18 protein-coding genes are annotated in these 21,289 nt (G+C 31.9%); 12 read left to right on the forward strand and 6 right to left on the reverse strand.

Going from position 1 to position 21,289, the window contains the following annotated elements:
• Positions 1-7: 7 nt before the first annotated feature.
• Entirely contained in the window at positions 8-880 is an 873-nt protein-coding gene (locus tag B3R94_RS06430; protein WP_291099436.1) for a pirin family protein, read from the reverse strand.
• 223 nt (positions 881-1,103) lie between these two features.
• Here B3R94_RS06430 and B3R94_RS06435 point away from each other — a divergent pair, with 223 nt between their 5' ends.
• Positions 1,104-1,262, forward strand: coding sequence for a hypothetical protein (locus tag B3R94_RS06435; RefSeq protein ID WP_185144212.1), 159 nt, complete (start codon positions 1,104-1,106; stop codon positions 1,260-1,262).
• Positions 1,263-1,333: 71 nt separating this feature from the next.
• Entirely contained in the window at positions 1,334-1,585 is a 252-nt protein-coding gene (locus B3R94_RS06440) for a hypothetical protein (RefSeq protein ID WP_125350491.1), read from the forward strand.
• 251 nt (positions 1,586-1,836) lie between these two features.
• Here the strand turns inward: B3R94_RS06440 and B3R94_RS06445 are convergent, their stop codons facing one another.
• From B3R94_RS06445 to hutH, 4 genes are all read right to left on the reverse strand, one after another.
• Complete coding sequence (locus B3R94_RS06445; RefSeq protein WP_125350490.1) at positions 1,837-3,501, reverse strand: hypothetical protein; 1,665 nt, start codon at positions 3,499-3,501, stop codon at positions 1,837-1,839.
• A gap of 6 nt (positions 3,502-3,507) precedes the next feature.
• A complete protein-coding gene (locus B3R94_RS06450) occupies positions 3,508-5,487 on the reverse strand; it encodes a urocanate hydratase (protein WP_291099439.1) in 1,980 nt (659 codons plus the stop codon).
• A gap of 88 nt (positions 5,488-5,575) precedes the next feature.
• The gene (locus tag B3R94_RS06455; protein WP_291099442.1) at positions 5,576-5,950 is read right to left on the reverse strand and encodes a DUF2809 domain-containing protein; all 375 of its coding nucleotides are present in this window, start codon (positions 5,948-5,950) and stop codon (positions 5,576-5,578) included.
• A gap of 230 nt (positions 5,951-6,180) precedes the next feature.
• Positions 6,181-7,689 carry a histidine ammonia-lyase gene (gene hutH / locus B3R94_RS06460; protein ID WP_291099445.1) on the reverse strand — a complete coding sequence of 503 codons (1,509 nt, stop codon included), beginning with the start codon at positions 7,687-7,689 and terminating at the stop codon, positions 6,181-6,183.
• A 138-nt stretch (positions 7,690-7,827) separates the two neighbouring features.
• Here hutH and folE point away from each other — a divergent pair, with 138 nt between their 5' ends.
• From folE to B3R94_RS06500, 8 genes are all read left to right on the forward strand, one after another.
• Positions 7,828-8,505, forward strand: coding sequence for a GTP cyclohydrolase I FolE (folE, locus tag B3R94_RS06465; protein ID WP_114997904.1), 678 nt, complete (start codon positions 7,828-7,830; stop codon positions 8,503-8,505).
• Between the two features lie 17 nt (positions 8,506-8,522).
• Positions 8,523-9,995 carry a cysteine--tRNA ligase gene (cysS, locus tag B3R94_RS06470; RefSeq protein ID WP_114997901.1) on the forward strand — a complete coding sequence of 491 codons (1,473 nt, stop codon included), beginning with the start codon at positions 8,523-8,525 and terminating at the stop codon, positions 9,993-9,995.
• A gap of 138 nt (positions 9,996-10,133) precedes the next feature.
• On the forward strand, positions 10,134-13,244 hold the full coding sequence (locus B3R94_RS06475; RefSeq protein WP_291099451.1) for a SusC/RagA family TonB-linked outer membrane protein: 3,111 nt from the start codon (positions 10,134-10,136) through the stop codon (positions 13,242-13,244).
• Between the two features lie 11 nt (positions 13,245-13,255).
• Positions 13,256-14,689 carry a RagB/SusD family nutrient uptake outer membrane protein gene (locus tag B3R94_RS06480; RefSeq protein WP_291099454.1) on the forward strand — a complete coding sequence of 478 codons (1,434 nt, stop codon included), beginning with the start codon at positions 13,256-13,258 and terminating at the stop codon, positions 14,687-14,689.
• A 104-nt stretch (positions 14,690-14,793) separates the two neighbouring features.
• Positions 14,794-16,722, forward strand: coding sequence for a putative porin (locus tag B3R94_RS06485; protein ID WP_291099457.1), 1,929 nt, complete (start codon positions 14,794-14,796; stop codon positions 16,720-16,722).
• 109 nt (positions 16,723-16,831) lie between these two features.
• Positions 16,832-17,866, forward strand: a complete 1,035-nt coding sequence (locus B3R94_RS06490; RefSeq protein WP_291099460.1) for an alpha/beta hydrolase — start codon at positions 16,832-16,834, stop codon at positions 17,864-17,866.
• Positions 17,867-17,887: 21 nt separating this feature from the next.
• Positions 17,888-18,949: a DUF2891 domain-containing protein gene (locus B3R94_RS06495; RefSeq protein WP_291099463.1), complete on the forward strand. Its 1,062-nt coding sequence runs from the start codon at positions 17,888-17,890 to the stop codon at positions 18,947-18,949.
• An 84-nt stretch (positions 18,950-19,033) separates the two neighbouring features.
• Positions 19,034-19,330 carry a hypothetical protein gene (locus B3R94_RS06500; RefSeq protein WP_038335098.1) on the forward strand — a complete coding sequence of 99 codons (297 nt, stop codon included), beginning with the start codon at positions 19,034-19,036 and terminating at the stop codon, positions 19,328-19,330.
• 78 nt (positions 19,331-19,408) lie between these two features.
• Here the strand turns inward: B3R94_RS06500 and dusB are convergent, their stop codons facing one another.
• Complete coding sequence (gene dusB, locus B3R94_RS06505; RefSeq protein WP_291099467.1) at positions 19,409-20,404, reverse strand: tRNA dihydrouridine synthase DusB; 996 nt, start codon at positions 20,402-20,404, stop codon at positions 19,409-19,411.
• Positions 20,405-20,436: 32 nt separating this feature from the next.
• Between dusB and B3R94_RS06510 the strand changes: the two genes are divergently transcribed.
• Positions 20,437-20,652 (forward strand): AtpZ/AtpI family protein, encoded by a 216-nt coding sequence (locus B3R94_RS06510; RefSeq protein WP_114997876.1) that lies wholly within the window; start codon positions 20,437-20,439, stop codon positions 20,650-20,652.
• Positions 20,653-20,657: 5 nt separating this feature from the next.
• Positions 20,658-21,038, forward strand: coding sequence for a hypothetical protein (locus tag B3R94_RS06515; RefSeq protein WP_038335112.1), 381 nt, complete (start codon positions 20,658-20,660; stop codon positions 21,036-21,038).
• Positions 21,039-21,289 lie beyond the last annotated feature (251 nt).

The raw sequence follows: 21,289 nt of genomic DNA on the forward strand, positions 1-21,289 counted from the left end.
TTGTTTATTAATCTTCTAAAGTACCAAACTTTCCGTTATTAAAATCCTCAAAAGCTTCGCGAATTTGCTCTTGTGTATTCATCACAAAAGGACCATAGGAAGCGATTGGCTCATTCAAAGGTTCTCCACTCAAAATTAATACCACACTATTTTTTGTTGCTTCAATTGAGAAATCTTCGCCTTCGTTTGTAAACAATAATAAGTGATCAGTTGGGACAATTTCTTGGTTGTTCACTTTTACTTCTCCATCAATAACTAATAAAACGGTATTGTAATTTTCAGGGAAATTAAAATTAGCTTTTCCGCCTTCATTCAATTTTGCATTCAGCATATTAACAGGAGAAAATGTTGATGCAGCACCTTTTGTTTGGTTATATTCACCAGCAATAACTTCGATAAAACCATTTTCAACTTCTACAGTTGGAATATCTTTATGTTCAATTGCTTGATATTTTGGTGCGCTCATTTTGTCTTTTGCAGGAAGGTTTACCCATAATTGAACCATTTGAAAAATTCCACCTTGTTTATAAAATTCTTCTGCATGATATTCTTTGTGTAAAACACCAGAAGCTGCTGTCATCCATTGTACATCTCCTTGATGAATTGTTCCTCCTCCACCAGAACTATCATGATGAGAAACGCTTCCTTCATAAGCAATAGTTACAGTTTCGAAACCACGGTGTGGATGCACGCCAACACCTTTTGGTTTGTCTGTTGCTGGAAAATTGAATTTAGAATTGTAATCTAACATAATAAATGGATCCATTCTTTTCATATCTAAATGATAACCACTTGGAATAAAATTGTGAACTCTAAACCCATCTCCAACGAAGTGAGGTTCTCTTGGAGCGATAACTATTTCTATATTTTTTGTATTCATAATGATTTTTTTATATGTTTTTATTTTTGTTATACAAATTTACGAAGCTAAATAGTTGATTATATTGATGTAGGTTAAGAAGTTTTAATTGAATAAGTTAACATATATCAATGGTTTGTATGATCTGTTAAATTTAAATAGTTCTAAAATATAGATGAACGATGTTTGTCTAATTATTGTTTTTTTTATATTTGGTTGTATCTATCTAACAAAATAAATAAAAATGAAAAAAAATTCAATAGTTTTAGGTGTATTTGCATTAGTTACATTAGGATCTTGTAAAAATGAAACACCTCAAGAAAAAGCGCAAAAAGAGTCACAGAAAGCTTTAGACAAAGCGTATGATGCAAACGAAGCAAATCAAGTTGCGACAAAGCTGTAGTAAAATCAGATATTGCAACAGTTATTTATACAGATATTGCTGCCGCAAATGCTGCTGTTGCTAAAATTCCGATGCCTGCATTGTTAAATGATAAAGCTAAAAAATTAGCAAGTGATTTGGGTAAAGCGTTGATTGATAGTATTAATGTAAAAGACGCAAAAGAAATAGAGAAATCTGAAAAGAAAATTACTGATTTGAAAAATGATGTTGAAAAAGCTTATCAAGACAGTAAAATAAATGTTGAGGATCGTGATGCAATCAAAACATATATCGAAGATTGTGTAAGAGCTGCAGTAGCTACTGTTGTAGCTATACATTCTTAATATTCTTTTTATAGAAGTATAAAGCCCACCTCAATTGAGGTGGGTTTAGTTATATATAATAAATTCTCATCAACCATATTAGGAAGTGTAACCTTTAGCAAAGGCTCTTCTTCCATGGCACGTTTTGTCGAAAAGATAGCTTCATCGTTTCATTCACATCCCAATGTATATTGATTTTAAACTGTTTTCAGCATCAGAATTTTATTCAACTGTTTATTTCAGGTCTATGAGATCACAATTAAACAAATAAATTAGTCAAGTAGTTTTTCTATAAATTCATTATTCTGAATTCTAATTTTTATAAAATTATCGCTATTAATTAAAAAATCTAAATATTTTTTAATAAGTATATCGCCGTATGATTTTTTAATTTTATTGATTAAATCAAGTTCCATATCTTTTTGAGAAGAATAACTGTAGAGATAAGCTAAACGTTTAAGTAAATTTATTAAGAAGGTATTTTTGTTAAATAAAAAGAGTTGATCAAAATAACATAAAATTATTTCAGCTGGAACATAATTACTTATTACATCGATCATTTTTTTATACTCCTTTTCAGCATCTAATATCTTAAAATATAAATCAATACAATCATCTGATTCGTAAAAATTTATTTTAAGATTAGTAAGTGTTTTCGTTCTGAATTTTTTAAACTTTTCTTCTTCATTTAAATGATTTTTTATAAAAAGAAAATCTTCTAATGATGGATTGTAAGGGAATTTTAAAAGTTTTATTTCTGTATATTTAGGCAAATCATTTGTCTGTTTATAAAGTTTTTCTAGAATATTGTAATAAGGGTAGTTGTATTTTTCTTTAGAATTGTTTGAAATAATATCTTTACAATAAGCTTCTACAGCAATATGGTCAGTTTTCATTAGTTCTTCTAAAATCATTAAATTATAGTCATTTTGATAAATTGATGGTTTGAAATAATCTTTTATTTCTGTAAACAACTCTGTCTCTATCATGATTTGTAGAAAGAATGTCTGAATCTCTATGTTATAATTTATATTTTCTTTATGCCATTTTTTTAGGTAATTTAGAAGGTGTTGTCCGATAATTTTTTTTCTCTCTGTAGTCGCTTGATAATATATTTCTTTATTTATTTCAAAATCATTTACAGTTATATTATCCATATTAAGGAAGTTGCTCCAATGATCAAGTACAACGTTTTTCCATTGTTCTTCTACTGCTATTTTATTGATCCTAAAAGCATATTTTTCTATAATAGCGTAAACATATTTTTCTAATCTTTTACTTGTTGTACCCGAGTTAAAATGAAAAGAAAGTAATAAATCACATATTCTTATAATTAGTGGTTTTACGATTTCTGTCGTCTTAATAATGCAATCTATATAAGCAAATACAGGTTCAAGAGCAATTTGTAGTAAATCGATTATCTTTTTTACTTCGGATATTTCTACTTTCCTTTTTTTACCTATTATTGAGGTTATTGTATCTTTTATTAATTGTTCTACTTCATCAAGAGAATACTCTTTTTGTTTTTGAGAAAATGATAACATGAAATATTGTTCAGCTTCTCTATTTGTATTAAAAAAATCAAGTAACCATTTTCTTAAATCTTCTTCTTCAATTAGTTTAAGTAAAGTTTCGCTCTCTTTTTCTTTTTTTATGCGAGTTTTTTTAACAGGTTTTAAAGAGGTAAGTTTTACGATTTCTTCTAGCATTTTTTTTTGATGAATACACCAAGATTCGTTACTTCCACAATCACAAGAATGGGAAGTAACTTCTTTATTTTTGATTACTATATTTACATCGTAACTATTCGACTGGTCATCTACAAAAGCAATAAAGTTCCCTTTTTTTTCTTCTTCTAATTCTCTAATTTCGAGTTTTTTAATATCTCTTTTGTTTTGAGAAGAAATTAATTTGAGTAAATTTTCAATAGTATTCATAAGCTTTTATAATAAATCTTCATCAACGATATTTGGTAAAGTCACCTTTAATAAAGGTTCTTCTTCCATTGCGCGTTTAATTGCAAAAATAGCTTCTTCGTTTCTTGCCCAAGAGCGACGAGCAATTCCGTTATTCACATCCCAATGTAACATTGATTTCAAGCGTTGTTCAGCATCAGAAGATCCGTCCAATAACATGCCGAAACCACCGTTGATTACTTCGCCCCATCCAACGCCGCCGCCGTTGTGAATCGATACCCAAGTTGCGCCACGGAAACTATCACCAATCACATTATGTATTGCCATATCGGCTGTAAATTTTGATCCATCATATATATTAGATGTTTCGCGGAAAGGAGAATCTGTACCCGAAACATCGTGATGATCTCGACCTAAAACCACAGGTCCAATTTCACCTTTTGCAATTGCATCGTTGAATGCTTTCGCAATCTTGATTCGACCTTCAGCATCCGCATATAAAATACGAGCTTGTGATCCAACCACCAATTTATTTTGTTGCGCTCCTTTAATCCACGTGATGTTATCCTGCATTTGTTGCTGAATTTCTTGTGGCGAATGCAGCATGATTTCTTCTAAAACTTGGCAAGCAATTTCGTCTGTCTTTTGTAAATCTTCTGATTTTCCCGACGTACAAACCCAACGGAAAGGTCCAAATCCATAATCGAAACACATCGGTCCCATTATATCTTGTACATACGATGGATATTTAAAATCGATACCATTTTCTGCCATCACATCTGCTCCAGCACGAGAAGCTTCTAGTAAAAAGGCATTTCCGTAATCGAAGAAATAAGTTCCTTTTGCGGTGTGTTTATTTATTGCATCAGCGTGACGACGTAATGATTCTTGTACTTTTTCTTTGAATAGTTCAGGGTTATTCGACATCATTTCGTTGGCTTCTTCAAAAGATAATTCAACTGGATAATAACCTCCTGCCCAAGGATTATGTAATGAAGTTTGATCAGATCCTAAATCAATATATAGATTTTCTTGGTCGAATTTTTCCCAAACCTCAACAATGTTTCCGTCGTAAGCAATTGATACAACTTCTTTGGCATCTTTCGCTTTTCGTACACGAGTAACTAATTCATCTAAATCCGAAATCACTTCATCTACCCAACCTTGTTCGTGGCGTTTCCAAGTAGCTGCAGGATTAACCTCAGCTGTTACCGAAACTACTCCTGCTATATTTCCAGCTTTTGGTTGCGCACCTGACATTCCACCTAAACCAGCGGTTACAAATAATTTTCCAGCTGTTCCATTCGAATCGATTTTACGACAACCATTTAAAACTGTAATCGTTGTTCCGTGAACAATTCCTTGCGGGCCAATGTACATATAACTTCCGGCTGTCATTTGTCCGTATTGTGAAACCCCTAAGGCATTCATTTTTTCCCAATCATCCGGTTTCGAATAATTCGGAATCACCATTCCATTTGTTACCACTACACGAGGTGCATTTTTGTGCGAAGGAAATAAACCCATCGGATGACCTGAATACATCACCAAAGTTTGTTCGTCGGTCATTTCCGACAAATATTTCATTGTTAAAAGATATTGTGCCCAGTTCTGGAAAACAGCTCCATTTCCTCCATAGGTGATTAATTCTTCTGGATGTTGTGCAACTGCATGATCCAAGTTATTTTGAATCATTAATTGAATGGCTTTTGCTTGTTCCGAATTTCCTGGATAATCTGTAATTGGGCGAGCAAAAATTTTGTAATCAGGCATCAAACGATACATATAAATTCGTCCGAAATTTTCTAATTCTTGTTTAAATTCTGGAATTAATTCAGCATGATCTTTTGGTTCGAAATAACGTAACGCATTTTTTAAGGCTAATTTCTTTTCATCTTCCGATAAAATTTCTTTTCGCTTTGGCGCGTGACTTACGTTAGGATTTCTGTCTTTTTTTTGAGGTAAAACAGAAGGAATACCTTGTTTTATTTGTTCATGAAAAGTCATTTTTTTGTATTTTATGTTTTGCGTTGAACGTTATAAGTTTTACGATTTTTTGTTGTTATTCTGAGCTTGTTGAGGAATCTCGTTCAAATTACATTTCTTTCATCAAATCTTTATCAATCAAAAATAATAGAACAAATCCAATGAAATAGCAAAGCAAATCAATCCACGAAAAAGAAGTTCCGATGATTATTCGAACTGCTTTGTTATGTCCTAAAACAATCATTTCTATAAAATTGAAATATTGTAAAATTTCAACTACAAAAGAAAATATCAACGTAAAAATTGCAATGTTAATCGCTTTTGTGTTGATAAATGCTTTGATAAAATAGTAAATGAAAATCACGACTAAAATATCACCAACAAAAGGACGAATGATTTTGTCTTTGATGTACAATGCAATAATTACTTCAATCAAAAAGATAATAATTGCTATGGTGAATGATTTTTTATCGAATTTTAGCATATTACATTTTAATTTGATGCGAAGTTGAAATGAATTCAACTTGACTAATCGTTAAGTCATCCTGAACTTGTTTCAGGAACACATTATATTTTTTTTAATTGGAATGACATTTACTTGATTGTCGTTGTTGTAATTGTCACTCTGAGCTTGTCGAAGAGTCTTCTATATATAGTAGTTTTCTATATTATTAATAGTTTATCCTTCGACAAATTCTGGATGAAAAGGATAACTTAAAAACTTAATATTAATTTTTTGAAATCATCTGTTTGCAACAAATCAATAATATTGTTGATATCATCTCCAATCAAACGATCGTCTTCTAATTTTGGACATACCGAGCGAACAGCAGCAAAAACTTGCTCTAAGTAAGGACTTGTTTGCTTTGGTCGTCTAAATTCTAAACCTTGGCAAGCATACATCAGCTCAATAGCTAAAATACGTTCCACATTGTCTAAGACTTGATTGAATTTTCGTCCCGAAATACTTCCCATCGAAACGTGATCTTCTTGTCCTAATGAAGTCGGAATACTATCGGCAGAAGCAGGGAAACATAAGGTTTTGTTCTCCGTACATAATGCAGCCGAAGTATATTGTGGAATCATAAAGCCAGAATTTAAACCAGAACTTTCTGTTAATAATTTTGGTAACCCGTATTTCCCTTCGATTAATAAATATTGACGACGATCCGAAATATTTCCTAATTCAGAAGCGGCAACTGTCGCATAATCTAAGACCATTGCTAATGGTTGTCCGTGGAAGTTTCCACCAGAAATAGCTTCTTCGTCCGAAACAACAATTGGATTATCTGTTACAGAATTTAATTCGATTTCAGCTAATTCTTGTAAATGGAAAAATGCATTTCGTGATGCACCATGAACTTGTGGCATACAACGCAATGAATATGGATCTTGTACACGACCACAATCTGCGTGAGAGAAAGCGATTTCAGAACCTTTTAATAAATTTCGCATACGTTCTGCAACCAATAAAGTTCCTTTGAATGGACGAACTTGGTGTAATTCTTCTTCGAATGGACGAGGCGAACCTTCGTATGCTTCCAGTGATAAAGCACCCGCAACGTCAGCTAAATTCAGTAAATATTCGAATTTTTCTAATCCGTGTAAGGCATGAGATAAGATGAATTGTGTTCCATTGATTAATCCTAAACCTTCTTTTGCGGATAAGTTTAATGGTTGTAGATTATGTTTGGCTAAAGCTTTTTTTGTCGAAACAATTGTATCGCCATCCCAAACTTTTCCTTCACCAATTAATGGTAAAAATAAATGCGATAAAGGCGCTAAATCTCCAGATGCTCCAACAGATCCTTTTTCAGGAACGACTGGAATAATATCTTTTTCAACCATTAATAAAATTCGTTCCACAACATCTAAAGTCACACCAGAATATCCTTTTGATAAAGCATGTGCTTTTGCAATTAACATGGTTTTAGAAATTTCTTTCTTGATTGGATTTCCAACACCAACCGCATGACTGATTAATAAATTATGTTGAAGTTGACGCGTTTCTTCTTCCGAAATTTTAGTGTCGCAAAGTGGTCCAAAACCAGTATTAATTCCATAAACTGTTTGTCCAGAAGCAACTATTTTAGCAACATTTTGTTGCGATTTTAAGATTTGTTGTTTACTCGCTTCATTAAGTTCAATTTCGATGTTTCCTTCTTTGATTCTTTTGTAATCCTCGAACGAAAGAAAATCGATACCGTAAGTTTTCTTGATCATTTTTTCGAATTTGTGATACTTCAAAGATAATCTTTTCATTGATTTGATAAAAGATAGAAATCATTTCAGATGGAATAATTGAGATTTGATAAGGTTTTATAACACTATCTTTTATAAATTTGCAGAAATTTTTATGTAATGTGTGATAAACATCTTCATGACGAAATGGGGGACGACCATATTTCAGCAAACTTAGAAACGCCTTTGAGAGCTGATGCCTTTGAGTTGTCTGCTGAAGAAAAAGTGGAAAAGATAGAAGCGGATTTCCGTAACATCATGGAAACTTTAGGCTTAGATTTAACAGATGATAGTTTGAAAGGAACGCCAAAACGTGTTGCGAAAATGTTCGTAAAAGAAATTTTTGGTGGTTTATTGCCAGAGCGTAAGCCTGGAATGTCAACTTTCGAAAATAAATATAACTACAATCAAATGTTGGTTGAAAAGGATATCGTGGTTTATTCGACTTGCGAGCATCACTTTTTACCAATTGTTGGACGTGCACATGTAGGTTACATCTCGAAAGGGAAAGTAATCGGATTGTCTAAAATGAATCGTATTGTAGAATATTATGCAAAACGTCCGCAAGTACAAGAGCGTTTGACAATGCAAATTGTGAAAGCAATGCAAGAAGCTTTGGGAACTGATGATGTTGCATGTATTATTGATGCGAAACATTTGTGTGTGAATTCGCGCGGAATCAAAGACATCGAATCAAGTACAGTTACTGCCGAATACGGTGGAGCATTTAAAGACAATGAGCAATTAAGAAAAGAGTTTATTTCGTACATCGGAATGAAAACTACTTTTAATGTTTAAAATATAAATCCTATAAAATGGTAAAAGAAAATCAATTAAAATTACATAATTCCTTAACGGGACAGAAAGAAACGTTCGAACCAATTAATCAAGATAATGTTGGAATGTATGTTTGTGGACCTACCGTTTACAGTAATGTGCATCTTGGGAATGTGCGTACGTTTATGTCGTTTGATATGATTTATCGTTACCTAAAATTTTTGGGTTACAAAGTTCGTTACGTTCGTAATATTACTGATGCTGGGCATTTAACAGATGATGGAAATGTAGAAAATGATCGTTTTGTAAAACAATCTAAATTAGAGAAATTAGAACCAATGGAAATCGTACAGAAATATACGGTTGATTTTCATAAAGTTCTAGAGAAATTTAATTTATTACCTCCAACAATCGAGCCTACAGCAACGGGACATATTTTAGAACAAATTGCTTTAGCGAAGAAATTAATTGATTTAGGATTTGCTTATGAAGTAAACGGATCAGTTTATTTTGATGTAGAAGCTTACAACAAAAAAGGACTTGATTATGGTGAATTGAGTAATCGTAACATCGAAGAATTAATCAATAATACAAGAGATTTAGACGGGCAAGGAGAGAAGAAAAATCCAGTTGATTTTGCACTTTGGAAAAATGCTTCGCCTGCTCACATTATGCGTTGGGCTTCACCTTGGGGAGATGGTTTCCCTGGTTGGCACTTAGAATGTACAGTGATGAGTACAAAATATCTTGGAGATTATTTCGATATTCATGGAGGAGGGATGGATCTTAAATTCCCTCATCACGAATGTGAAATTGCGCAAGCAAAAGGTTCTAACGGTCACGAACCAGTAAAATATTGGATGCATGCAAATATGTTGACAATGAATGGTCAGCGTATGAGTAAATCGACTGGAAATTACATTTTACCAATGCAATTAGTGAATGGTGAAAATGATTTCTTCGAAAAACCATTTCATCCTGCTGTTGTACGTTTTTGTTTCTTACAAGCGCATTATCGCAGTGTTTTAGATATCTCGAATGATGCAATGTTAGCTTCAGAAAAAGGATATAATCGTTTGGTTGAAGCATTAAAAACATTAGAAACAATTACACCAAAGAAAACTTCTACCGTTAATATTGATGAATTAGAAGCGAAATTATACACCGCAATGGATGATGATTTCAATACGCCAATATTGATCGCTCATTTATTTGATGCAGTAAAAATGATTAATTCAATCAAAGATAGTTTCGAGAATATTACAGCAGAAGATTTAGAACGTTTAAAAGCGATTATGAATGGTTTTGTTCATGATGTTTTAGGTTTAGATACAGAAGCTGCAAACGAAAGTTCTGACAAATTAGATGGTGTAGTAAAAATGCTAATCGAAATGCGTAATCAGGCACGTGTGGATAAAAATTGGGCTTTATCAGATCAGATTCGTGATCAATTAAGTGCATTAGGTATCCAACTAAAAGATGGCGCTGACGGAACAACTTTCACTTTTTAAGAAAGATTTATAAAATATTTAACCCACTTAGAAATAAGTGGGTTTTTTCATTATACATTATTTTATTTAACAATTTATTTAGATATTTTAAGTTTTTTTCTCATATTTGTAATAATTAGCACTAAAAATTAACACAATATGAGGAGAAGATTTACTTCTTTGGGCATTCTATCAATGTTTTTGATGGGAAGTTTGGCTTATGCCCAAGTTAAAGGAGTCTTAAAAGACTCGAATGGTTTTCCAATGGATGAAGTTGAGGTGATTGTTACAAGAACAGGCGCTTCAGTATTCACTGATGTGGAAGGAAATTTTAATGTAGACGCCAAAGTTGGTGATATATTAAAAATTATTGATTCTAATGGAGAAGAAAAAACGATAAAAGTTACTTCTACAACATTAGGAGAGGTAAAATTTACTACAAAGGCTTCTGATAATATAGAACTTGGAACGGTAAATATTATTGGAGGAATTAAACTTGATCCTGCGCAAAAAGTAGGATCTTATACTATTGTATCCAGAGATAATTTTGAAAATACACCTGTGTCATCTATTGATGAAGTATTAAATGGGCGTGTTGCAGGTCTTAATTATTCTACAGCTAGTGGAGATCCAGGTTCTTCAAATATGATATTGATTCGTGGAGTTGGATCTATTTTAGGAACTCCAAATCCATTGTATGTCATTGATGGTATAGTAGTTGGTAAAGGAGCTGATAATGCTAGTTTAATGGAGTCGTGGAATCCATTATCTTCGATTGACCCTAACATGATTGAAAATGTTACTGTTCTTAAAGACGCTTCTGCGACTGCTTTATATGGAGCAAGGGGAGCAAATGGTGTTATCGTTGTTACTACGAAAAAAGGTAAATATGGACAAACTCCACGTTTTAATTTTTCATCAGATATGGCAATCCAAGACATAGCTTTTGATAAAATTAATATGATGAATGCTAGTCAGTATCATCAATATGGAGGGCAAACTTATTTTAATTCTCAACAAGCATTAGGACAGACTTTTAGTTCACTTGAAGAAGCAACAAATCAGTTTATTAAAAATAATGATCCTAATTGGGATGGAAAAACAGAAACGAATTGGAGAAAAGCTGTTCAACGCAATCAATCGTTTGTAAATACATATAATTTTTCAGTAACAGGAGGAACAAATGGTATTTCATATCGTGCTGGAGTTACATATTACAAGAATAAGCCTTTAATTCAAACAACTGATTTTGATAGAAAAAGTGCTATTTTAGCTTTTGATCAAAAGATAACAGATAATTTAAAATATGGTTTTTCTTTAAATTACACAGGTGTTAAAAGAAAAACAATTCCTGATGCAAATGCTTCTGCAAATCCTTGGTTGTCATCTTTATTTATTCCAACAACCAAATCAATTTATAATCCTGATGGAACTTATAATCAAACTAATTTAGGAGAAGTGACAGCAGGATTTAATCCAATTGGTAATTTACATAACAATTATTTAAAAGGAAAAATTGATACATATTTAGGGTCGTTTACTGCAGAATATAAGTTTCTTAAATATTTAACTTTTAATACTGTTTTTGGAGGGCAAAGGCAATTAATGGATGAAGTTGTATGGTGGAATCCTAATTTTGGAGACGGTATTGCACAAAACGGGTTTATGCAAACTGGTGAAACTCACATTTGGGATTGGAACTGGACAAATACATTATCGTTTAAAAAGAAATTTAATGATCTACATGATTTAGAATTCTCTATAGGTTCTGATTATCAAGATCATGAATATAAGTTGAGACAAAAACAAGGAAGAGATTTTTCTGAACCAATACCAGATTTTCAATATTCTGATCCAGAAAAATATATAGATGTTGATAGAGGTGCTGGTTATTTTTTTAAATGGAGACAAGATTCTTATTTTTCTAGATTAAGTTATATTTATGATAATAAATACACTTTAACAGGACAAGTTAGATATGATAGAATTTCTGTTTTACCAAAAAAGAATCGTGGAGGAGTTTTTTGGTCTGTAGCAGGAAGTTGGGACCTTGGAAAGGAGGAATTTTTAAAAGGATCTTCTGTTGTTGATAATCTAATTTTAAGAGGAAGTTATGGACGTTTAGGGAATGTCCCTTTTGCTGATATGTGGGGAAGACAATATGATTACTATGCATTGGTTGCATCTTCAACGACAACACCTTATCCATATGGTGATAACTATTATGCATCTATATCTTCACCAGGAAATGCTAATTTAGATTGGGAAATTTCTAAGCAATTGGACGTAGGTTTTGAAGTTAACTTATATAAAAAAGCACTTGGTTTAATCTTTTCATATTATGACAAACAAACAGAAGGAGCTTTATTTAGTGCTGTTACTAAGCCTGAGTCAGGGAGTCCAAGTAGTTATACAGCAAATGTTGCTGATATTTCTAATAAAGGATTTGAAATTACATTAACAAGTACACCAGTTAACAAAGATTTTAAATGGGATATCAATGCTAACTTTTCAAGAAATATAAATAAAATAGAAAAGCTTAATATAGAAGATGAAATTTATGAATATTCACAACTAAATGCACTAGCTGGTGGTAAATTGTTAGGAGAATATTATACATGGTTATGGGCTGGTCCGAATAATGATCCGAATGTTGGAGAGTTAGGGGTTGGAAGTTGGTATACAGATGCTTCAAGAACAACAATCACAACGGATAAGAGTAAAGCTGAAAAGGTTTGGTTAGATAAATCTGCTTTCCCTAAATATATGGCAGGTATTACAAATACATTCTCTTACAAAGGATTATCTTTAAGTGTAATGTTTTCAGGTCAATTTGATTTTTATGTAAATAATGGGTATCATTCATTCTTTTTTAATGATGGAAACTTTCCTGGAAGAAATCAGATAACAGATGCTATGGATTATTGGACTCCAGAAAATACAGATGCCGCGAATCCAAAACCTCAATTAAACAACCCAAATAGTAGTCGTTTAGAGTCTGATCGTTGGATAAGAAAAGGAGATCATATTCGTTTAAAAGAAGTGAAACTAGCTTATAGTTTTGGAGATAAATTTAAACAACAAACAGGTGTTAAGAATTTAACTTTATATGCGAAAGGCTTTAACTTATGGACGTATGCGTTTGATAAAGATTTAAATTTTGATCCAGAGTCAATTAGCAATGCTTGGTCTTTTATGGGGAAAGGAGTGTTTAATTACACTACTCCAATTATGAAAAGTTTTTCAATAGGAATGTCATTAGACTTTTAAAAATTAATTCAATGAAAAAAACAATATTTACAATAGCTTGTATTCTTTCACTCAATATTTTTAATTCTTGTAGTGAAGATATTTTAGATTTAAAACCTCCTTATGAAGAGACAATGGGAGATGCTATAAAAACAGAAGATGATGTAAATAAATTTTTAATGGGAACTTATTTAAAAATATCATCATCATCATTATATGGTTCTAATTTTTTCTTTTTTGGAGATTTATTAGGAGATTCTTTTTTTAGAAGTAATAAAAATAGTGGAGGTCTAACAGGTCTTATAATGATGAATTATGACCCTACTAATACTGGAGATATAGACTTTTATCGTTCTGCTTATGATGTTATTCAAAATGCAAATTTTGTAATTAATAATGAGTTAGAAGATACATCTATTAATAAGCAATATAAAGCTGAGGCAAGAGCATTAAGAGCTATTACTTATTTTAACCTATTAACTTATTATTCAGCTTCTCCTAAATCAGGACTTAACCAAGATATAGGTGTGCCAATTGCCGTTTACCCTTATAATCCTGATGAAAAAATAGCTCGATCATCTGTTAGTGATGTTTATAAATTAATTGTTGAAGATTTAAATTATGCAATAGAAAATGCTAAAGCAGAAATGACAAGTAAAATCTATATTACTAAAACAGCTGCAAAATTAATGTTGTCACGAGTTTATTTAACAAGGCAAAATCAAGGTGATGCTCAATTAGCGTATAATTTAACAGAGGATATTATAAGTAACTCTCCTAAGTCTTTTTCTCCAATTAATCCAGATAATTTTGAAAGCTATTTTGCTTTAAATAACGATGATTTAGCTGAAAATCAACCAGAAACTGTTTGGGAATTAGATTTTAATACATTAAATAATCCAGGTGTTAATAATTCTTTAAGTGTTTATTATAGTAGAACGGGTTCTCGAAAAGGACTTTTAGCAAAAGAAGCTTTATATAATAGTTTTGCAAGTAATGATGTAAGAAAAATATTATTTTCTACTCAAAGTATTCCTACAGAGGATTTTCCAAAAGGAGTTTGGATACGTAAATTTGAAAGAGCATCGACAGGAGGAAACTATACGAGAAATAATAAAATTTTAAGATTTTCGGAAGCTTATTTAAATAGAATCGAAGCGTTATATCAATTAGGAAATAATACTGAAGCGCTGTCTAAATTAAATGAGTTTGCTTTAACTAGAAAAGGAAATGCTTATTCTGGAGGTAATTTATTACAAGATATCTTGACAGAAAGAAATAAAGAATTTTTTGGTGAAGGACAACGCTTTTTAGATTTAAAACGTTATAATTTACCAATTAATAAAGGAACAAATTGTCCTGGAAACTGTGATGTACCTATAGGTAGTAAGTATTTTGTTTTTCCATTTTCTAATGGACAATTAATTCTTAATCCATTGGCTGTACAACATCCTTTATGGAAATAAACTAACGAATTAAACATTTTTATAACATTTGCCCACTTAGAAATAAGTGGGTTTTTTTGTATCTCTCAATTTTAGATTACTTTTGTAAGGATTTATTCAACAGGATGAAAAAAACAATCATTGGTTTATTTTTATTAGGAGCTGTTGTAGCGCAAGCTCAGGAGGATTCAATAAAAGTTTTAAAACCATTAAAAGGATCATCAACAAATGATTCGGTTACATATTATAAAACCAAAATAGACGATTATAAGTTTTGGACAAATGGCAGAAAACCAGAGGTTTTGGATACGACATTAAGTATCAAAAACTATTATAATCAAAATTTTATTCGCAATGATGCGTTCGGAAAATTATTTTTTCCGAATGTTGGTGGTGTAGTGGTGGATTTGGAGTATCAAAATACGCCATTCAATCCGTCGATGTTACCAACTGGTAAAAAATACAATTATTATTATGCAAATGATATCAAATATTATGATGTCAAAACGCCATATACCGAGTTTATTTACGAGAATGGTGTTAAAGAAGGTAACTTTTTGTCTTCAACATTTTCGCATAATTTCAACAAGCAATTCAATTATACGTTTCATTATCGTGGATTAATTTCTGAAGGTCGTTATCGTCATGAAAAAGCGCAGAATAATACCTTTGTTTTTTCATCAAATTATAAAACAAAATCGGAACGTTTCAAATTGTGGTGGAACTATGCAGCACAAAATCTGAAAAATAATGAGAACGGTGGAATAGAAGATATCAACGATTTTATTTTGCAAGATGATCGCAGAATGACAAATGTTCGTAATATTCCCGTGAATTCGCAGACAGCAAAATCTGAATTTGATGCACGTCGAATTGAATTGAATGCTTCGTACGGAATCTTAAAAAAAATGAATGAAAAAGATTCGACTTTTTATAATCCAATTGAATTGAAGAATAAATTTTCGTATGAAAAACAAAAATATCGCTACGAGGATACGTCACCAAACGGAACTTTATATTCTACACCGATTATTACAGGAATGGATTATAGAAGTAAAAAGAGTTTTACAGATTTATCCAATACGACAACTGCTGGTTTTCAGTGGACAGATCGTGTGAAGATAGAGGCTGGTGTTAAATTCCAGAATTTGCGCGTTTTTGCTGATCAAGCCATGACGATTGTTGCAGTTCCAAAGCAAATAGAGGAAAATCTTTTTGGAGTTGTTGGAAAAGTGGATTTTGATTGGAATGAAAAATTGAAACTTTACGGAAATGTTGAATATCTGCAATCTGATAATTACAAAAGTGTTTATAATGTAGATGCAGTTTTAGATGTGACGCCGATAGAAGGTTATACATTGAGCGCAGGAGCGGTTATTCAGTCAAAACTTCCTTCGTTGAATGCGGTTTATAATCAAAGTTTCTTTAATAATTTTAACTACGTTAATAAATTTGAAACCGAAAATGTTCAAAACCTTTTTGCAAAATTAAAGTTAGATAAAGTCAACACGACTTTAGAAGCTTCAATTTATAATATTGACAATAAAGTGTATTTGAATGATATTTTGAATTATGAGCAATTGGCGGATAATATCAATTATTTCAAGATAAAAGGTGAAAATCATTTACGTTTCGGAAAGATTAATTTGGTTTCGACAGCGCAATATCAAAAAGTAACGAAAAACGAAGAATATATGCCTTTGCCAGATTTCTTGATTCGTGAAACATTGTATTGGCAAGGAGAATTATTCAACAAGAATGCTCAATTGCAAGCTGGTATTAATGCAACATATTTTACGAAATACAATGGTTTGCGTTACATCCCGATTCTGAACGAATTTGCGTTGCAAGATCCAGCAAATATACAAGAGATTGGTGGTTATCCTATTTTGGATGTTTTTATCAATTTCAAGGTTCGTAATATGCGTTTTTACATTCGTGGTGAGCATATCAATGCGTCGTTTACAAAACAACCTGATTATTTTGCAGCACCAAATGTTCCGTACCGAGATTTCAAATTTCAACTTGGCTTGAAATGGAATATTTTTAGTTAAAAAAATACAAATTATACAGAAAAACGACTTCATGATGAGGTCGTTTTTTCTGTCCAAAATCATTTGTGTAGAATAATTCTAAATAACTATTTTTAGAAAAATTTTATACATGAAAAAAATCCTACTTTTATTTTGTTTGATTTTCTCGCAAATCGGTTTTTCGCAAGAGAAATTAACAATTGGTGAAATCCAAAAAATAAATTCTAAAATCTTAAATACTGAACGAGAAATTTGGGTGAATCTTCCCGAGTCGTATACCAATAATAAACTTCAAAAAGTAAATTATCCTGTGATTTATGTGTTAGATGCCGAATCTAATTTTACGTTTTTAACAGGTGTAGTTTCTAAATTTCAATCTGGTTTTTATCCAGAAATGCCCGAATCGATCATTGTCGGAATTACAAATAAAAATGGTGATCGGACAAAAGATTTTACACATGTGAATGATGTTAATTTCCTCAATTTTATTCAAACTGAATTGTTTCCTTTTATGCAGAAAAATTATCGTGTGAATGATTTTCGTTTGTTAATTGGACATTCTTTGGGTGGCTATTTTGCGTTGAAAACCTTGTACAATCACCCCAAAACTTTCAATGGATATGTTGCGCACGATCCAAGTATTTGGTTTAATGACAAAGAATTATTGAATCTTTATCAAAACTTAGAAAATCATTCTTTCGAGAATCGATTTTTGATGATTACGCAAGTCGGAGAAGGTCAAAATACAAATCATTTACGCGATCATTATCAAAGCATAAAAAAGGTGGACGAACGTTTGAAATTTTCGAAGAATAAATCGTTGAATTATCATTACAAACAATATGTTGACGAAGAACATGGTTCGGTTCCGATGATTGGCTCGATTGATTATTTACGTTGGCAGTTTGATGGTTATCGTGTGAATATTAAAGAGATTCCGAATCGACCAAATTTGGTAAAAGATTCGTTTGAATCGATTTCTAGAAAGTTGAATTATTCTTTTCAACCAACAGAAACGTATATCAACAATGTTGCAAATTATCTGGTAAAACAAAAGAAAACGGATTTAGCAAAACAGTTTTTTGAACAAAATCTGAAAAATTTTCCTGAAAGTTTACAAACAAAAGAAGAATTGAAAAAATTCCTGGACTCGAATAAAAATTAGTAATTTGGTAAAAACATTTTGATGAAAAAATTACTCTATTTAACAACTTTACTAACGACAACTGCATTTGCGCAAGAATTACACTTAGATCAAGCCAAAAAAATATTTGAATTACCAACGCATTGTATTTCTGTAGAATACCCGAATAAATTAGGAAATGTTTTGGGAAGTGATGCAGATCTTAAAACGCCAAAGCAATTGCGTCCAATTTTTTATGGTTGTTTTGATTGGCATTCGTCTGTGCATGGATTTTGGTCGATTGTGAAATTGATGAAAAATTTTCCTGAATTGGATCAAAATAATCAGGTTAGAAATGAGTTAAATCAATTGATTACAGCAGAAAATGTTGCGGTTGAAATGGCCTTTTTCAATGATAAAAATAACAAGAATTTCGAGCGTACTTATGGTTGGGCTTGGTTGTTACAATTGCAAATGGAATTGAATCATTGGCAAGATAAAGATGCGCAAGTTTGGGCAAAAAATATGAAACCTTTGAGTGATTTGATTATTGTTCGATACAAAGAATATTTGCCGAAATTAGTTTATCCAATTCGTACAGGTACGCATGATAACACAGCTTTTGGTTTGAGCTTAGCGATAGATTATGCACGTTCTGTGAATGATAAAACATTCGAAAAAGTGATTATTGATAATGCTAATCGTCTTTATTTAAAAGATAAAAGTTGCAATATTGCTTTCGAACCAAGTGGATCAGATTTTCTTTCTGCTTGTTTGGAAGAAGCTTTGTTGATGTCTAAAATTCATCCGCATGATGAATATAAAAAATGGCTGAAAGGATTTTTGCCTCAGTTACAAAAAAAGAATTTTGACTTGAAACCTGGTGTAGTTTCGGATCGTACAGATGGACATTTGGTGCATTTGGATGGATTGAATTTTAGTCGTGCAACGGCTTTGTATCAAATCGAACATAAATTGCCAGAGTTAAAACATTTGAATAAAATTGCGCAAAATCATCTCAATTATTCCTTAAATAATATTACAAATGACGATTATATGGGAAGTCATTGGTTGGGAACTTTTGCACTTTATGCGCTGAAAACCAAACACGAAACTAAAAATTAGCTAATAATAGGGATTTTATAACGATAGAATTGAATCTAAATTTGTTTCAAACAAAACTAATACGAAACATTAAATTTTAATTCTATGAAAAAATATTTTTATATCGTCATCGCAATTTTAGGTCTTGCAGCATTCGGATTTAGTCAATATTCGAAAAGTCAATTAGAAGATCAATTGGCTAAAACAGGGAAATGCGTAGAAGGTGTTGTTGTGGAAACTAGCGGAACATTTAAACGTCCGAAAGCAACGATACAATATCCTGTTAATGATGAAGTTTATGAAGTTACTTTACGATCTAGAGCAGACGTGGACGAAGTTGTATTGATGAAATATGATACGCTGAATCCAGAAGAAGTGTTGCTTGTAGATAATTGTAATTAATTATAGTCTCAAGTTTAAATGAAAAATCCACCAAGTTTTTTGGTGGATTTTTTTATATTAATGAATTATTTCTAACGATTAAATTTCTTCTAATGTTGGAATAAATTTTTTTTCGATTTCTTCGAAAGTTTGCATCAAATCAACAAGATTATCTTGTGTGACTAATTTTGTACGGTAAGGTTTGAAATTCGGAATTCCTTTGAAATAATTGGTATAATGCATACGTGTTTCTAAAATTCCTGTACGTTCACCTTTCCAATCAATCGCCCAATTTAAGTGGTTTTTAGCCGCTTCCATTCGTTCTACAATTGTTGGTTCTGGTAACAATTCACCTGTTTCTCGATAATGTTTAATTTGCTCGAAAATCCAAGGATAACCAATCGCCGCACGACCAATCATTACACCATCTACACCGTATTTTTCTTTGTATTCGATGGCTTTTTGTGGCGAATCAATATCTCCATTTCCAAAAATCGGAATCTCAATATTTGGGTTCGCTTTTACCTTTGCAATCGGTTCCCAATTTGCTTGTCCTTTATACATCTGCGTACGCGTACGTCCGTGAATTGACAATGCCTTGATACCTGTTTCTTGCAAACGCTCGGCAACTTCATAAATGTTAATCGAGTCAGAATCCCAACCCAAACGTGTTTTTACAGTAACTGGTAAATGCGTACTTTCAACGACAGATTTTGTTAAACGTACCATCAAATCTATATCTTTTAAAACACCAGCTCCTGCGCCTTTACAAACCACTTTTTTTACGGGACATCCAAAGTTAATATCAACAATATCTGGTTGAACAGTTTCAACAATTTTAGCTGACATCGCCATTGCCTCTTCATCTCCACCAAAAATCTGAATACCAATTGGACGTTCGTAATCAAAAATATCTAATTTTTGACGACTTTTTATTGCATCACGAATCAATCCTTCAGAAGAAATAAACTCTGTATACATCAAGTCTGCACCATGTATTTTGCATAGGCGACGAAATGGCGGATCACTCACATCTTCCATCGGTGCAAGCAATAAAGGGAAGTCTGGTAATTCTATGTTTCCTATCTTTACCACGAAATAATTTTTTGCAAAATTACATAAAACTTATGAAAGAAGAACGAAAGTCCGAAGGTGTAAATCAATATTTAAAGTTTTCTGCGACGGGAATACAGATGGCGGTAACGATTGCGTTATTTGCTTGGTTAGGAACTTTTTTGGATAAAAAAATGGAAACAGACAAGCCATTATGGACGGCTGGCTTATCTTTGCTGGGAGTTTTTGCAGGATTATATTTGATGTTGAAGCAATTACCGAAAAAATAATTTTAATGATTAAGAAATTTATTCTTTTAGCACTTTCTTTTATTGCAATGGTAGCAATTTTTTGTGGTATTCATTACGCAATTGTTGTGCATTATAATTTTAGCGAAAATCCGCTAATTGTTCCAAAAATGTATTTAATAATTGGATTAATTACGTTAATAATTTTGCAAGTTGGATGTTTTGTGAAGATAAAATTTCCAGAATATGTTGGTTTTGCCTTTATGGGAGGGATGATAGCGAAGATGGCAATTGTATTAGCATTGATTGTTGTGAATGAACAAATTAAATCAAATGTTGTGCAATTAATTATAAGTTATTTTGTAATTTTGCTAGCCGAAGTTTTAGTGTTTATTCGCTTAATTAATTTAAAGTTAAAAAAAGTTTAATGATTTTTAGCATTTGACTTTGGTAAGTGGTTAATTTACTATAATTTTGCACGCAATTTAGAAACAAAGGAATTATACATGAAATTTTCAGCGTTATTAGCGTTTTTATTACTTTTCAATTTCGGATTCGCCTCTACAGCAGTTCCGCACGAAAGTCTTCCAAAAACGTTTGAGGAGTTAGTTAAAAGTGAGGAGACAAAAAACCACGAGGAAGCTGCTAAAGTGAAATCTGGCGAATCTACATTTAACCC

This window comes from Empedobacter sp. UBA7611, assembly GCF_002484365.1.
Classification (GTDB): Bacteria; Bacteroidota; Bacteroidia; order Flavobacteriales; family Weeksellaceae; genus Empedobacter; species Empedobacter falsenii_B.